Raw genomic sequence first — 16252 nt, forward strand, 5'->3', positions numbered from 1 at the left:
TAAGAAAGGTTTGGTTGCATTGTGGCTAATAGCCACAAACGATTATCAAAGAGTATGAAGTGTTTTTAAAAGTGCAGTAACAATATAGGAGGAAATTATATGTCTATTGTCACGATTTATTATGTTCTGATAATTCTCTTATCCATTACGCTAATTGGTTTTCATTTTCAAAGGATGCGGGGTGTTGCTGCTGCAAAAGGACTACATATGAAAATTTTGTGGCCCGATATATTGCAAGCTTCACTATATGTTATCCCCCTAGTATTATTTATACAGTTATCCTTTGGTAACCGGTGGGAAGGTCAGTACATTCTTCCGATCCGTAATCTTCACATCATCGCTGAAGATAGCTTCTCTCCGGTTAAGATTCTTATACTGGTTGTCTTAGCTGTGATGATGTTGTTGATCAGCACCTTTCGTGGGACGATGGCTTTTCTAAAGTCATTATTTAAGCGAAGAGTTTCTGAATCGAATCGTGAACACATGCAACTTGCTATCATGATGGCAGTTGTCCTTGTAGTAATCCAAAGTTCATTTCTTCCCAATGGACTTTTTGACTCGATGAATGCCGCTATACTTGATATTCAAAAACAGAAGACGGAAGAAGTTAATGACTCTTACCAAAAAAAAATCGAAGCTGCATCTAAATTGAGTGGTAGTATTTCCGATAAATACGAATGTGTAAATTGTTCCCGCACAGATGGTTCACCCCTTTGGATTGGACGAATACCTATGGTGACATCCTCTGAAAAAAATAGCTTATATCTAATCAGGGTGAATGATACAGTCTTTAGCATCGATAAGAGAGAATGGAAGAAATTACAGACTGGAGATCGGGTTACAGTGATATTTACACAGCGTAAAGTAATGAAAGTCAATCTTGAATAAAGAAAGGAATTTAGTAAATCATGAAGATCATAGATTTAATACTAATATGCTTCACAATACTAGGATTGATTGGGGTTTGTTACTTCTCGATAAGGTACATATTTTTCAAACCAGAACCTATTATCGGAATTTCTACAACGGATTCAATTATTGAATGCCACAATAACTTCAAAAAAAAGTATTTGATGAGTCAAACAGTAAATATGCTGCGTCTCTTCCTGACTGGAGTGACGTTCTATCTTGCGATTCATAAGGAAGAGTTCAACGCAACCATCCAACTATTTATCATTTTAATTGGTTCCTCCTATGTTGTTTGGAGCGTTTTAGGTGCGATTGCATCTTATCGTAACTATGTTAAAAAGTGATATCCATCTCCTTTGCGGGCGGTTCCAGCATCGCGTTACTTCCCAGGTGATGCAAAATGAGCATTTTATTGGACTATCCCCTTCGTGCTGTCTCCAGCCCCGCGTTCAGAATTGAATTCCTTCATGAAAAACAAAAAAACCATCCTTTCGAATGGTTTTAATAATCACTTTGTATTTTTCACAGCAGCATTAATCAGTTTTCCTCATCATCATACTTTGGTCCATCATTAGTTCCTGAGCAACCCGGACTTGTAGGCATGTCATCCTGGTGCTCACCGCATACATCGCATCCTTTGGTCTTATTATTTGCTTTGTATAGTTCATCGGAGAAAATCTCACTTAACCACCAGTATCGAATAGGGTATACATTAACAACTTTTATTAGCGTATGTCCCATCCATTCATTTCCCCATCATTATTCATTCAAAAGTTACGTCAAAAAAGAAATGAATTAATAATTAAGAACATCCGTCGATTATCTTCCCTTGGAGTGTTTGCACATACAATAAGCTGTAAAATTTTTTCACTGGAATAAAAATGAGTGTTTCGTATATAATAAGAACAAACGTTCCTATTTGGAGGAGTGACATGGAAAAGTACATCGGACGGTCTCTTGAAGTAATCTATATGGATAAGAAAAAACACTTCAGTCACCGCCGCATTAAAATACGGTCGGTTAATGGTGAATTTATTGAAGCCATTTGTCTGGCCTCGAATCAGTTTAGAAAATTCCGTATAAGCAATATTCTTTCTTACCAGGTGATAACCCATGCAAAGTAAGTCTTGGATTGCGTTAATTGACATACAAGCATTCTATGCTTCTGTAGAAAAATCTCATAACCCTCAGTATGCAAACAAACCTCTTGTAGTTGCAAGCGATCCAGCCAGAAGAACAGCCCCGGTTATAGCAGCTTGTCCGCTTGCAAAAGCCAAAGGAGTAAAGACAGGCGATCGAATTGGGGAAGCCTTGGCAAAATGCCCGAACTTGATTATTGTTCGTCCAAGAATGGAGGAATACATAAAAATATCAATGCAAATCACGAATATTTATAAATCATACACTAATTTAGTGGAAGTATTTTCCATTGACGAACAGCTATTAGACATTACTGGTAGTTTGCACTTTTTTAATTATGATGTGATTAAGATGGCTACTGATATCCAGCGACGGGTTTTCATTGAGACCGGCTTGGTAGCAAAGGTTGGATTATCATCCAGCAGCAAAATTTTAGCCCAAATGGCGACAAGTTGCTTTGCCAAAAAAAATGCGACTGGCATATTTATTCTGGAAAAAGAAGATCTTCCACATACATTATGGACACTTCCAATCGACCAAATGTTTATGGTGGGATCGCAAATGAGAAAGCATTTCCTGCGCATGGGAATATATTCAATTGGTGATTTAGCCAACACCCCCCTCCCCACACTAAAGAATCGATTGCGGGCAAGATTGGGGAAAAATTCAGATATTACCGCTGAACTTTATTGGCGGATAGCCAACGGTATCTCGCAAGACAGCTTTGTAGACCCACATACACATGAGGCTACACCAAAGTCAATCTCAAACCAAATAACTTTACCTTATGGCTTAAACAGGGAAGATGTAACTACCCCCTTATTGGAGCTAGCAGAAACAGTTTGTCAACGATGTAGGAATAAAAAATTAATGGGAAGCACCGTCAGCCTCTCTTGCCAGGGCTCTGATTACGAACGGCCTACTGGCTTTTCATCGCAAGTACGTCTGTTAGATCCAACGAATATAACAAATCAAGTATTCCGTGCTGCTGTCCAGCTGCTGCATACAAAATGCGATAATACATTGATTCGAAGAGTGTCTTTAAGTTTATCAAATCTTGTAGAGGACAATGGGTATCAAATTTCCATCTTCGATGATATTGAGCGACCAAGGGCTTTAGAAAGGATAACGGATTCTTTAAAACAAAAATATGGTGATACGATTATTATGAGAGCATCCTCCCTCCTTCCTGCCGGCCAAGCTAGGGATAGAGGGCAGAAAATCGGAGGTCATTTTAGATGAGTAAAAAATTGTTTGGTAATGGTTTATGGGAATCAAGCCGGTTCATAATCCCTGAACATCGTGAAGCGATTAACAAGAGTCGCATCGAGGAAGGGATTCGAGAATGCAAAGTTTTAGATGAACAAGAAAAAGAATTTTTTGAACAACAAATCTACAACTCGCTTTGTGGCCGACAGCCTATCAGAATAAAAATGTATCATCCATATCAAGAAATAGAGATAGCTGGCGTCGTTGAAAGAATAGATCCACTACAAGGTCTTTTTCAAATTAATGGCGACAAATTCTTATTTAGAGAAATCGAGGGCATATGTGATTAACGACGCTGAACAATTTGCTTTTATATCAGACGATAAACTTATGGTTGACAAAACACAAGCATCGTAGTTATTATTATCATATGGTCGTAAGACTTGGTCGCTTCCAATTGGTCGCGTGGATTGAAACAAAATAACTTTTCTAATAAAAAACGGCTCGCTAACCATAATGGTTAACAGGCCGTTTTTATTAAAATGATGTTGGATAAGATCAGATTCTTTCTCCTTGCTCACGTTCGTGTTCCACCGCTTCAATGAAACAGGAATCCGCGCACCTATATTCCATAAACTGCTCATGCTCTATTTCGTTGAAATGAGGCCCCCAGATATTGTTTCCAATCATCATATCCTTATGTTTCTTCTCCCCGCACTCCACACATTTTCTTAGGTCTCCCATAATATTCATTCCCTTCAGTCCAAATCATAATGGTTTTAACTTTCCAGCTTACGCGCCCATTGATGACAATTGAATCTTTTCTGACCTTCGTCATAAAATTTATAATGGTCATTTATCCAATCAAGTTGCGCGATCGTTACACCTTGAAATTGAAATGAAGAATGCGTGATATTACCGTCTCGTTCGCCTGTTAAACGACTAGAAAAATATAAACATCCAAACTGTACGTCCAACGGGATATCGGCCAGTACAAGATTATGTTCGGCATTTCCACATTTTAAGAAAGTTCCATCAGGCATTAGTACCCCACTCAATCCTTTGGCTTCCTCAAAATCATACATTGTGATAGTTGCTTTTCTACTGATGATATCGTCAAAATCCGTGGGCTTCACTATCCAACTTTTACAGTTTTCGCAATAGATAAATCCTGTGATATCTTGCCCCCATTTATTGTCGTTTGAGCAAGCGCATAAGCTCTCCTCTAAAGCTTTATCCCAGATTTCATCAAGTGCTATACGTCCCAACATCAAGGTAACCTCCACTCATTATTAATACATTAATATCGCACCTTATTTTTCTAGCTTATCCTTCTTCAATTTACTTAGTTCCTCTTTCATTTCAATACGAAGATGGTCATTTAACTTATCAAAAAAGGTACTGTAGTGATAATCCCTTATGTCTATCCATCTAGAAGCATTTGATTCAAATTGTTTAGCTTTTATCCAGGTCAAAGCAATATCTTGCATCTTAGCAAATTCTGTTTCCACCCCAGATTTGGGTTTACCATCCCGAAAGTGTCGCTCCAATTTCTCTAGATGCTCAAAAAGTGAAAAACGGATGGAAAGTGCCCATGTAATTTGTTTTTCGCTCCCTGTCAAAGCTGGAAGCCCCTTTTCCTTTTGGAAATTTAAAGTTTTCACCTTTTCGTTATTAGTAGAACACTCAGGACATTGTGATCGCTCAGCATAATTGACTTTCTGTTCCCGCTCTTTCTCCTTGCCCCAAAGATCAAGTACTCCAGGATGTCCACACGTATATGTAACAGGATATTTTGCCATTTTTATCATTCTCTTTTTTTAATAATGGGTTACGTTCAACTTTATGAACTTAATATACCATTTAATTTAATTATCACAAGATAACATCAAAACACGAATCTGTAAGCGGAATTGGCATGGTTACTGGCAAGGCTCTTCGGAGGAGCAGCTTGAAGGCAAGTCTGATTAGATACTATTGAGCTTTCTTAATCTAGCCATAATAAAAAAAGCTGAACCAGTAACGTTTCAGCTTTTTATTATGGCTATTCACATGCAATTCCGTCACCATCTTTGTCCAACTTGCTACTATATCCAGGTTGCCCCTTATGTATAGGGGCAGCACCAGCAGCTCGAACATCAGAGCAGTTATCATATACAACACTTCCTTGAAGTAACGCTTTTGCTTCTTCTCCTAAACCGTTCTCATCGCCAAATAAAAATAAGACTCGTGTACCGTCAGAGTAATCCTCTAACTGATTACCAATAAAACTACCCGCTCCGCGGTTGTCCTTTGGGGTCACGTACATGATATCAGCACCTTCTCCCCCCTCTTCACAAATGGCCATCGGCCACTCATCTCGATCGAATCCTTTTTTCGTCGCTACGCCGCGAAGTGACAACGCCCGATTACGCTCAGCTCCTGCGCGATCAAGGGTACAAATTGAGGAATGACCTGCAGCAATTGCCTTAGCAATATGGGCAAAGGTTTCAGGGTATCGATCGCTAGACAAAATAAGTACTTTGTCATACTTAAGCTTCGAAATAGCTCCCACGGAAAAATTGCTACTGTCAGTCGATTTGATGACTGTGCTTTCGTGAATTTGATTAACATCTGAACATCCTGATAATAACAGGCTTAAGATTAACCCTGCTAGTACTAAATTTCTCATTGATATATCTCCATCAGGTTCCTCCAAAGTGCAGAATGTATATTTGCTTGTGGTCTCATTATTTTTACTTGGCTATACGCTGTATTTAATTCTACTATGTTGTTGGAAACGGCACCAACAACACAAGCAACGGACCTGGATTGCCCCTTATGACATGACACAACTGTAGGTATTCCTGAGGCGAGAAGTGTTTTTATTTGTGCAATAGCATTCTCCATGACTGGAGCTGCACATGAATCTCCATCTGCGAACGGAAAAGCTTGAATCGTCATATGCGCTGGTGCGCTTATTGAAACATTCCATGGCATATCCTCACGCAAATCAATCCATACCTTTGCAGGAACCTTTAAATTTTCCTGTTGAAACCAATCGTTCACTTCGTCCTCACTTCCAACCCAAACATTTCCCCAAACCAGTGTAGGATATGATGAGTCAATTCCTTCCCCAGGATAGCGAACAAATTGTATGGCGGAACCATGATTTAAGTTGAATTCACTATTAAATACTTTTCCGAGAAGCATAAAACGCTGATTATAACGAATGAAGGAAACCTCTGTCAAAGGAATAGAACGCGTTTTCAATAAATAATCATTTAAAATTTGGCCATGATCCCCTCCGCTAATAATCAGTTCCTGAAGCTGAACACATTCTTTATCACTCAAGGCAATAATCGGTGAGTATCGTTTCATAGCATCCCCTTATTCCTGATTTAATGGCATAATGTTATTTGTATATTAAGAGAACCAGTCCAACCGTAGAAAAAATTAGATCAGCTGACCTCTCAATTCGTACAGTCAATCAAACGTATCCCATTGTCATTCCCCAAAATTGAATTACACTATCTTTATTAATAATCATAATATTAGAAATACAGGAATTCAAGCTGTAAGGGAAGGTGAAGTATTATGACATGTTATTGATTCAATTCGAGCATCACTATCTTAAAGAAACGAAATAAAGATTGATTTAAGATGTTTTTAAAGTTATGGTTTCTATATAAACACGTACGCGTAACCGCACTAATTATTGCATTTGTTCTTTTTATAGTTGGTAAGATGTTTAATATTTGATGATCTGATGATTGATATTTAAAGGAGAATTAATAGAAATGGAAAAGAAATTGCCCCAAGTATTGTTTTTATTAACTATTTTAAAGGTTCTTGATATTATGATAGGTCTAAATCTTTTAGATGATTCGCGGGACTATACTCCGGCTGCAATATTAATCCTTGCATTTATTTACAAGCTATTTGTGACCCCCACCTTCTTCTTTATTATGTCAACTATCACGGTTGTTTTTCTAATGATTAAACTTCGTATGACAAACACTCCTGAACGTGAAAAAAGTACGACTTCTTGTCTCGCTGCAACACTATCCAGTATGTTGTGTTACGTTTTAATCCTAACCTTTTCAGAAAATCTAGAAGCAATGATTCGTTAAACGTCTCAAGACAAGCAATCAATAATAGTAGGAGGAAACACGATGTTATCGGATAAGCACGCGGCCTTAATAGCCTGGGGTGTTACAGAGCAAGGTTGTATTGAAATTTCACGCGCAATCGAAGAGCGCAAAAAAATATTGATTACTGGGAATCTACGGACGGGAAAAACAAAATTTCTCAATGAACTGATTCGATTGAAGGCCCCCGATGAACATTTTGAGTATCAAGCGAGACTACCAATGGATGAATACCTTTTGGAGATTGATAATCAAAGTAAATTGGCAAGTAGCTTATGGGGCGCTGATTATTTAATTATAGATGAGGGCCCCATTCCACTCCAAAAGTATTTAGATTATCCGCAGGCACTAATTGCAACACAACTGACAAGTGATATTCGGGACATTAAGTACTTGGAGAAAAACATTTATCCGTTTTTTGATTTAATCGTTACGTTAAACAACTATAAAAGTGTCTGGAGCGTTACGACAATAACTGTTCATGACAAGCTACTTTATCAGGCGTACAACAAATTTGAGGCTGTTCAAGCTCCTCTTGATGAATTGTATTCTCCATTCTTAGCTCCCTTGGAGCTTGTCCGAATTGAATGGTTAAAAGAACTGAATCCAGCTGAAAAAGCAGCTGTTCAGTTAGGAAATTTAAATCGATCTGTCGAAAATGGCGGGTTGGCGTGTTGGTATCAAGCTGAAGGGATTATGCCTAAGCAAGATATTCCTGACTTACTTGATCTTTGCAATCTCGGTGAAAAGCAAGGTATCCCCTTCTATGTTTTTCTGAAGGAGTGGCTCCTAGTTGTCCAAACTCAGTACAAAAATACTTTTGTGAATAACACTGCAGCTAATATCGATGCATTACAAAAAGAGTATTGGAGTAGGTTAGAGCGATATTCTTGTTTTGATCTTTTACTTGAATATTTGCTGAACGAAAAACTGTAAAAAAGTTATGGTTTAAAAAAAAGGAAAGCCGTTGACGCCTAATGTCTAGGTATCAACGGCTTATTATGAGGTCATGATTATTGTCTTCTATTGCATTATTTTCAGAAAAGATTAATATTACGTATGCACCTGAAACTACCTAACTGTTGCTTTTAATAATGCTGCGGCTTTAATCACCCTTTTTTTTCTCCCTACTGACCAACGAAATACTTCGTCTGCCGTTACGAATAATGTACCCCTTGCGCTCAAGCATTTTTATGACGTGGTGTGCAGTAGACAATGAAGAGTACCCGAGTGCATCCCGAATTTCTAGTGTAGATGGACTGTAATGCTTACGGCGTGAGAAATCACTGATGAACTTATATGCTTCAGATTGTTTTTCGTTTAACGGTTCGAGTCCGGTAGGAGGGGTTGGTTGCCCTAATTCAGCTTTCAATTCTGCATTCTCCTGCTGGACACGCTGTGCATGTTCATACCAAAGCTGTATTTTGCCATGAAGCTCATCATTCTGCAGAGTTAGCGATTCTACTTTGTCGAGCAACCCGGTAATCCATTCCCTAGCGTCAACGATGAGAGAGGCATCTTGGACACTTATATCGTTGAAGATTCGCTCCCCTATCTCATTACTGATATCAACTTTTCCGTGACTCTCGTTCTGAGTTTTCCATAACCCCCAGGATGTAGCTGCTATGATAGTCCGAATCCTCTGCCTTTCGGCTTCGTTGAAGTCAATCATTTCATTTCCTCCATAAACAAATGATTCTCACCCTACCCGAGTTCCCTATTTTCACTAAGTTTTAAGACCGCGTTGGAGACTTTTGATTAACTCTGAGAACTCTTCCTCCTCCTCATTCCACCCGTTTAATTCTTCGTATGCCTCGATTATACTCATACAGGCCGAAATCAGTTCGAACCATTTCCAATCTACATCAAAATCAGTAGTAATGCCATGAACGATGAGATTACGCTCATTGTTATAATCTAAAGCCAAAAATCCTAAACGTTCACCTAACGTCAACTTACCATGAGGTCCTTTAAAAATACGTGGCCAGTCTTCAACGGCCAAAAGTTGTCGAAGTGATGTTTTTTCTTGGATTTCCGCATGATTATCCATTTTTAATTGTTTTTTTCTCTTGTCAAAAAAGATATTGTGTTTTGCTGCAATCTGGCGTGCCAATTCCCAAACAAGCCCTTCATTCTCTCGGATCATTAATGTTATTGCTGCACGTTTGAATCCGGCTTCAAAAGCATCTATTGCTTCTATAATAGCATCTGATTGGCTTTTATTTTCTAAGCTGAACGAACCATTGCTCAAATACTCCTTCAATGAATTCATAAATCTCGGTATATGTTTAGACAAAATAGTCAGATCTTGCGTATTTATAATTTTGAAATAGTCTCCTGCAGGTAAATGTTGCATCCATTGAAAGCGCTGATCAATAACTTCGGGCGAATACATCTCCGCAGGCGGGAAATAATCAATAAAATAATTATTATACATATACTTAAATTTATAGGTGGACAGCTTTAAGGATGCATAAAGCCTCAGATCCTTGTCTTCTAAATACGTTTTCACTCTTTTAATCAAGTTTTTAAGATTTTTCTTATTATCTTGTATCAGCTTTTTCTTATATGCATGGTCTGTTTTCTGGAATAAGTCCGTATTCTGTCTTTGTATGAATTTATATTCCTTTAACAGATTATTTAAGTAGTCTTTCCGGTCTTGACGAAAGTCGCAGAACTCCTTGTACCGAAATTTAAGGATAACATCCCTATATTCAGAATGTGTTGTCTCTGGCTCACTCGGAAATAAAGAAGCCAGGAGGCTTTTAATATTAACTCTTTTTATATCCTCAGGTAATTTCCTTTTCGCCAAAAATCGTCTTATGTATTCATGGACAAAAGCATCTGCATCATCATCTACATAGGATATAGCTTCACCATGATCGCTTAACGTGCTGTGCGGGATAAATTCCGGATTGTCCAACAAAATTTCACGTTCTTCATCGGTCAAATTATAGAAACAATTCAGTATTGCATTTTGAGCACTTCTGTCTTTCGGGATCAGATTCAATATGTTGGGCTTATCTTTATCAGTTGCCTTTCTGCTATTCATGGTATTTCCCCTTTCATGACATATTGAATAATTATAGCATTACTAAGTACAGAAAGATTGATACTACTGATTTTTCAAAGATTTAAAGACCTATACTGAATGGAGGCGAAATATACGACGTAAGCAGAATCAAGACCGCAACCAGAGCACCGATTGTAGCCGGCAAACGAGGAGTTATGAACTGCTGCTGCTCAGCGATCCGCAGGCAAACCGCTTGATACAGAATGGAATTCGGAAGAACCAGGAGATGAGCTTCAATGTATAAATCACGCATCGCCGTCATTGGCTCTTTGCTTGAGTGTGGCTTGCCCGCACGTCCGTCTACAACGGTATGTTATCGGGTCATAAAAAAAGCCCTCATCATGAAGGCTTTTGAAAGCTTATAAACTTATTACATAAAGATGCCCGTCCCTGGGGTCCGCATGACTTCAATCCACTTTTTAAGCGTTGACCGATCAACTTGATCAACCGGATACCCACGGGCAATCCTCACTTCATCAGCACTAGGAGAAAGCCTGCTGCTGGTTACGATTAAGCCTCGACTCGCATTTTCATGTATAACATCGGCGTATAAAGCCTTGACTACGCCCGATTCGACCATATCTTTACGCCGTTTGCATTGAATCAAAATGGCTGGAGGACCGTCACTATTAGGATCTTTCAGCCATGCTCGGGCATCAATCCCTCCATCATTCGATCCAGGACCTATTTCGACATAATAGCCATGGCGTTCAAAGAACTCGCAGGTCAGACCTTCAAATTTTCGCCAATGAATGTCGCTGATTCGATTGAAGTTTTGACCTAAGTAATCAATAAATCGTTGATCAAAAAACGCGCCATACTGCGTTTCTAATGACCGGCTCTTGAACAAACTTGCAAGCTCAGTCGTATCTGTCCATTCTACACTCCGAACACTTGAATAGGGGCTAATATGCTGCTGTATCATCATGGTATCTATTATTTCCATTGCCATTTCTAAACCGGGTAACCCATGCTTTGTTATTACGTTCTTTAAAAAAGACGATGGGTCAATTTCCTTGTTAACACTCTTCTTATTTTGATTCATCCATTTTCTTAAGAATTCGGTCCATCCCTTCAGAATATCTGCATATAGAGTATAACTGGATGTTTTCATATACTTTTTTGAAAGGGTGACATTTGGCAATATGTCTGGGCTTGATATATTGCCCAGCTTATAAAGCAGCTCCGCGATCAGACCATCGTATTCCTCGGAACGAATACGCAGCAGGTCTTCATCATCACCTAGCCACAATTCTCTAAAATCTTTTGGCATAATGTCGTCAAATTCTTCTCTCGTCAATGCAAGACCAGCTTTGTAACCAATCATTTCGGACGTTTGTCTGACGATTACCCCTCGCGTTATCCAAATTGCACCCATTTTAAAAACAGCTCCTTTTGACCATTAATCTCTTACTCCCTTTTTAGATAATACGGCTGCTTGCTAGAAACGTTTCTCACACTGCGGCTTATCGAGAATCGCGTTTCTTTCCTCCAGTCTTTGTATTTCGCCCTGATACGCGTTTGAAATTGCTGTTTCTCTTATGTAATAGAGTTCTCATCTTTAGCAGCATTCGCTCCATGTCACGTGCCTGGCGAGAGCCGATTGAATTGTTGTTCTAATGCCCCCCGCCCACTGGTTTGGGTGCTCCACGCCTTCAAAGGTGTATGCTGTCTCCGGCATTGCCTCGTCCGGCACGATCCCGCTCACGGCTGTTATACCCGCAATATCGTTTTCCACGTTATACCACGCCGGCAATCGAATGTCACGGATTGGTACCAAACCTTTAATTACATCATCGCGAACGGTGTGCCCGTCGAAATATTTGTTCCTCCCCCGAAGAACTCCAAGTGTGGCGGTCTCCGTGTCGCCATTAAGGGTGTAAGGTCATCAGCAGTCTGAAAATCCAACAGGCGGTGCATGGCGCTTGGTGGCGGTATATTCACACATGTTGCGGTGCCAATCAAGGTGATTAGGCGAGAGGTTGGTAATATCGCCACATGAGGAGAGCGTGTCATGTCCATCTGCTGGAAGCGGCATCGATCTGGCGGATGTCAGTATTGATATGCCAATGTTAGCGCCTGAATGCACTATACGCCCGCCGTTTACCAGCATGTCTGCAATTCCGTTACCGACGTGGTGGTCTTACCGTCCCACCCGGTCACATCATAAATGGGACAAGGACACAATGTACAGAACTCCTCCATCTCACTGGTCTCACGGCTGCCGCCAGAGCAGACCGAGTCGAGCCTCTGTTGGTCTAGACACATGCGAGGAGTGTGGAATACAATACTCCTTCTGGGGCAAATCCGGATTGCTGCGGGTGTCACCAGCTCCGATGACGGTCACTTATCAACCGGTTCACACACATCTTGAATTTCATAATAAAAAGGCCGCTCCAGTTATACTGAAGCGGCCTTTTTAGAAAAAGTTTAGAGAAAGAAATGTTTTAAACAACGTTTACAAATTGGATGATCGCTGGTTTGATCCCCCTTATTCTACGAATCAATAGAAGAAATAGGCATTCGTGCGCTTTAGTTGCATAATAAATCCCGGCGAGTACCGCGCTTCGATTAAATGCATTAACAAGTCCGTTCTAGGCGAATGTAGAATCAATAATGGCCTTATTCAACTGGTCGATTTCATTTTTAACTTCTGCCCAGCATTCAGGCACCCAGTCCTTAACTTCAGGACCACGGTATGCCTTTATAACTTCTGTTTGTTTTTGCATTACGACTAGACCACATCCGAATTCAGCGCATTTCCACCCTTTGTAGTTACCGATGCCCTTATAAACTAAATCTATTTCATATTGGTTCATTAATAGCAGCCCTCTCCAAGTTTAATGCTCTCATGCAGGCATGACAGAAAGTTAGTCCATATGTTTGCGGTACTAGTGTTTTAAAGCCACTGCCACTTGGTATTAGCTCTACCTTATTACATAAACAATACTCCGCTTTACACTTTCGTTCCTTATACCATTCAACACTCACTGTGAATTTCAAAATCCCTATACAGATCAAGATTTGTTAAAGCTATTTTATTCCTCATTTGAACATTCGCTAGTCGAGTATCACCACCGAAGTTACGATATTCCGTTTCGTTCGCTTTATCAATAAAGAAATCTTTCGCCCATTGAGCAAATTGCTCTACAGGCATATCATTAGCAATCGCTTGAGCAGCAACATAAATGAGTGTTGCCTTATGCTTCTTGTGAAAGATCGCTTTCTCGATCTTAACATTATTATAAGTTAAGACTACCTCCTCCAGGTACGCCCCGATTTTATCTAATAGAAGAATAGATTCGCCACTAAACTCATTTTTCAGCAGCATGTTGTTTATTGTATCTTCTTTTAGGTTTATCTCATTCTTGGTGTTAATTAATGCAAGCCCTTGAAGGATGGGCTCCATATGCAATGACTTTTTGATAGGATCTGGCTTAAAACCAATTTGCGAGAAACTCATAGACAGCAACTTATTAATGGTTATCTGCATAATGGTCGACATGTGAGACCGCTTCAATTCGCTAGAAGAGTGCGGCTCATAGTTGTTCCAGCGATAAAACATTTCATTTTTTAATTCGTCGTCCATATCATATATATGAACCTCAAATGGGTAACCATGAATGCGATTTTGGAATATGGTAGGAAGATCATTGAAATATGCGCCACTAAGATCGATTAGTATCTTCTCATCATTTAAAAATCCAAAAATATACGTTTCTGGCTCCAGGGGATAAACATTTTTAATATAATCCCGCTGAGAGATTAAACGATTTCCTCCATCAACAACATTCCGAATTAATTTTTTGTTGAACACTTTCTTTTGTGCTTTAATCGGTCCAAGTTCCATTTGCATCAAGATTGATGCAACGCCCTCGGACATTTTTCTTGCTGACCAAGCCTCTGTCCCGCGCTGCACAGGATCATCAAATCTAAAAACCGATCTGCGTTCCAGATACTTGGCAAGTGTATAGTCTTCTTTGGTGAATTCGATTCCAAATAACCATCCACTCTCGTCATAATCAAAAGTCTCTGTTTCCGTTTCTTTCTTGACATCCAAATAGCTTATCACTTTAAGGTGTTTATATTTCTCTTGATTAATCATCGCTAACAACTCCCTAGATAATTGAAATGGATTTTATTTGAGCCAAGATTCGGTATGCATTTTTAGTTTAACCACATATCCAACTGCTTAGCACTCGATTCATATTAAATCGTTTCTCTAAATTTTTATAAGTGAATTTTATCATATTATTTGTAATACAAAAATCAATCATCACGAGAGCACCAGATTTACTCCTCACTTCCGGAAATGCAAGCGAGACATTATCAGACATCCATTTCTCTATCATGCCCTTCACTTTAAGTTCCAAAATCCCTAACCAGATATTCAACAGTAAATAGAAAATATGAGGTATCTTGACTTCCTTTTGGATTCAACTATTTACATATTACACTAAATTCGGCACGTGAAATATGAAAACGTTGCTCAAACAGAGACATATATCTTTCTTTTTCCTGATCATTCAGCCTTTTGATTAAAACTAATATTGATTCAAGATAATTTTTGTAATTGGTAGGATCATTGGCTACCAATTTGTTTTTCAAAAACTTAAAGTGAAAATCAATGGCCGGCATTGCTTTTCCAAGGACATGCTTATGGAATGAGTCAGCCCCCCACATTTTAACATATTCGTCAGGATCAATGTCTTTTGGTAGCGGTGCTACTTTAACATCCACCTCGAATTGTTCTAAGACACTTAGCGCCTTCGTCGTTGCATCCTGTCCTGGCTTATCTCCATCATAACAAATGATGCCCCGTGTAGTTATAGAACGAACCAAGCGCGTCTGAGCCTCTGTAAATGTGGTTCCTAACGTCGCGCAACCTACATTACAACCTGCTTGCCAAGCAGCTATCACATCCATATAGCCTTCAAAAAAGACCAAAGGTTGACCATCTACAATTTGGCCGGCCGCTCGATTTAAATTATATAAATTCGAGCCTTTATAAAAAATAGGACTCTCCGGTGAATTTAGATATTTGGGTTGGATCTCCTGAGACATAGAACGACCACCAAATCCAATAACTCTACCGGCTATATTGTGAATGGGAAACATAATACGACCGCGAAAGCGATCATATATCTTACTGGCATTTGTTTGGTGTTGAATGAGCAACCCAGCTTCAACCATCAGCTTAAGATCATAGTCCCGTTTTAAAAGGACTTGAGTTGTATAACTATAAGAATCTGGTGCGAATCCGATCATAAATTCATCTATTGCTTCAAGTGTGATCCCACGATTCGTGAGATATAACAATGCATCTTTACCCGTGTCGGTTTTCGTTAATATATAATGATAGATTTTAGACATTAACTCGTGAGCCTTATACATTTTTTCCAATTGACTGTATCTTTCCGATTTTGGATCTAATAGATGGCCAATATCATTACCAATATAATTTTTAATAATGAGTTTGACACAGTCTGCATGTGTGAAAGATTCACTCAATCTCCTGTTAAATCTCAATAAGAACTCGAAATAATCTCCTTCCACATGACAAACCCCGCACCGGAAAGATTGTTTTAACTGAGATACTTCAAATGAAGGGCCAGTACTGTTACCATGACCCATATCATGGAAAGGGCAAATACCAACAAAGGAGGAACCGTTTTGTTTAAGCATTAAATACTCCTCTATAACTTCAACGATATCTATCTTGGTTTTGGATTTTTCAACCCACTCTAAGAACATTGCTTCATTGGAATCACCCATCCTATTCCCACCTTTT

General features: G+C 39.2%; 14 protein-coding genes and 2 pseudogenes. 5 read left to right on the top strand and 11 right to left on the bottom strand.

Annotated features, from left to right (window positions below):
• Positions 1-99 precede the first annotated feature (99 nt).
• The 3 genes from ASF12_RS29855 (at position 100) to ASF12_RS29875 (ending at position 3608) form a co-directional block, all read left to right on the top strand.
• Entirely contained in the window at positions 100-888 is a 789-nt protein-coding gene (locus tag ASF12_RS29855; protein WP_056042440.1) for a hypothetical protein, read from the top strand.
• A gap of 1134 nt (positions 889-2022) precedes the next feature.
• Positions 2023-3291, top strand: coding sequence for a DNA polymerase IV (locus ASF12_RS29870; RefSeq protein WP_056042447.1), 1269 nt, complete (start codon positions 2023-2025; stop codon positions 3289-3291).
• Complete coding sequence (locus ASF12_RS29875; RefSeq protein ID WP_056042448.1) at positions 3288-3608, top strand: YolD-like family protein; 321 nt, start codon at positions 3288-3290, stop codon at positions 3606-3608. The genes ASF12_RS29870 and ASF12_RS29875 overlap by 4 nt, the downstream gene beginning before the upstream one ends.
• Positions 3609-4037: 429 nt before the next feature.
• Here ASF12_RS29875 and ASF12_RS29885 read toward each other — a convergent pair whose 3' ends face one another.
• From ASF12_RS29885 to ASF12_RS29900, 5 genes and pseudogenes are all read right to left on the bottom strand, one after another.
• Complete coding sequence (locus ASF12_RS29885; protein WP_056042452.1) at positions 4038-4529, bottom strand: hypothetical protein; 492 nt, start codon at positions 4527-4529, stop codon at positions 4038-4040.
• 42 nt (positions 4530-4571) lie between these two features.
• On the bottom strand, positions 4572-5060 hold the full coding sequence (locus ASF12_RS29890) for a hypothetical protein (protein WP_056042454.1): 489 nt from the start codon (positions 5058-5060) through the stop codon (positions 4572-4574).
• Positions 5061-5302: 242 nt separating this feature from the next.
• Positions 5303-5401: pseudogene (locus ASF12_RS35975) on the bottom strand (excalibur calcium-binding domain-containing protein); the annotation flags it as partial.
• Positions 5402-5473: 72 nt separating this feature from the next.
• Positions 5474-5929: pseudogene (locus tag ASF12_RS35980) on the bottom strand (NucA/NucB deoxyribonuclease domain-containing protein); the annotation flags it as partial.
• Positions 5926-6618: a protein-tyrosine phosphatase family protein gene (locus ASF12_RS29900; protein WP_056042457.1), complete on the bottom strand. Its 693-nt coding sequence runs from the start codon at positions 6616-6618 to the stop codon at positions 5926-5928. The pseudogene ASF12_RS35980 and the gene ASF12_RS29900, both read right to left, overlap by 4 nt.
• A 419-nt stretch (positions 6619-7037) precedes the next feature.
• On the opposite strand from ASF12_RS29900, the gene ASF12_RS29905 reads away from it, so the two are divergent.
• On the top strand, positions 7038-7370 hold the full coding sequence (locus tag ASF12_RS29905; RefSeq protein ID WP_056042458.1) for a hypothetical protein: 333 nt from the start codon (positions 7038-7040) through the stop codon (positions 7368-7370).
• A gap of 42 nt (positions 7371-7412) precedes the next feature.
• Positions 7413-8324, top strand: coding sequence for a hypothetical protein (locus ASF12_RS29910; protein WP_056042460.1), 912 nt, complete (start codon positions 7413-7415; stop codon positions 8322-8324).
• A 169-nt stretch (positions 8325-8493) separates the two neighbouring features.
• Here ASF12_RS29910 and ASF12_RS29915 read toward each other — a convergent pair whose 3' ends face one another.
• The 6 genes from ASF12_RS29915 to dnaG all read right to left on the bottom strand — a co-directional run bounded on the left by ASF12_RS29915 (position 8494) and on the right by dnaG (position 16236).
• Entirely contained in the window at positions 8494-9060 is a 567-nt protein-coding gene (locus ASF12_RS29915) for a LexA family protein (protein WP_056042462.1), read from the bottom strand.
• A gap of 54 nt (positions 9061-9114) precedes the next feature.
• Positions 9115-10440 (bottom strand): hypothetical protein, encoded by a 1326-nt coding sequence (locus ASF12_RS29920; RefSeq protein WP_056042464.1) that lies wholly within the window; start codon positions 10438-10440, stop codon positions 9115-9117.
• A gap of 391 nt (positions 10441-10831) precedes the next feature.
• Positions 10832-11839 carry a restriction endonuclease gene (locus ASF12_RS29930; protein ID WP_056042467.1) on the bottom strand — a complete coding sequence of 336 codons (1008 nt, stop codon included), beginning with the start codon at positions 11837-11839 and terminating at the stop codon, positions 10832-10834.
• 1216 nt (positions 11840-13055) lie between these two features.
• Complete coding sequence (locus ASF12_RS29935; protein ID WP_056042469.1) at positions 13056-13280, bottom strand: hypothetical protein; 225 nt, start codon at positions 13278-13280, stop codon at positions 13056-13058.
• Between the two features lie 161 nt (positions 13281-13441).
• Positions 13442-14566 carry a hypothetical protein gene (locus ASF12_RS29940; protein ID WP_056042471.1) on the bottom strand — a complete coding sequence of 375 codons (1125 nt, stop codon included), beginning with the start codon at positions 14564-14566 and terminating at the stop codon, positions 13442-13444.
• A 335-nt stretch (positions 14567-14901) separates the two neighbouring features.
• Positions 14902-16236 carry a DNA primase gene (gene dnaG, locus ASF12_RS29950; RefSeq protein ID WP_162241949.1) on the bottom strand — a complete coding sequence of 445 codons (1335 nt, stop codon included), beginning with the start codon at positions 16234-16236 and terminating at the stop codon, positions 14902-14904.
• Between the last annotated feature and the right edge of the window lie 16 nt (positions 16237-16252).

Source organism: Paenibacillus sp. Leaf72 (assembly GCF_001422685.1).
GTDB lineage: Bacteria > Bacillota > Bacilli > Paenibacillales > Paenibacillaceae > Pristimantibacillus.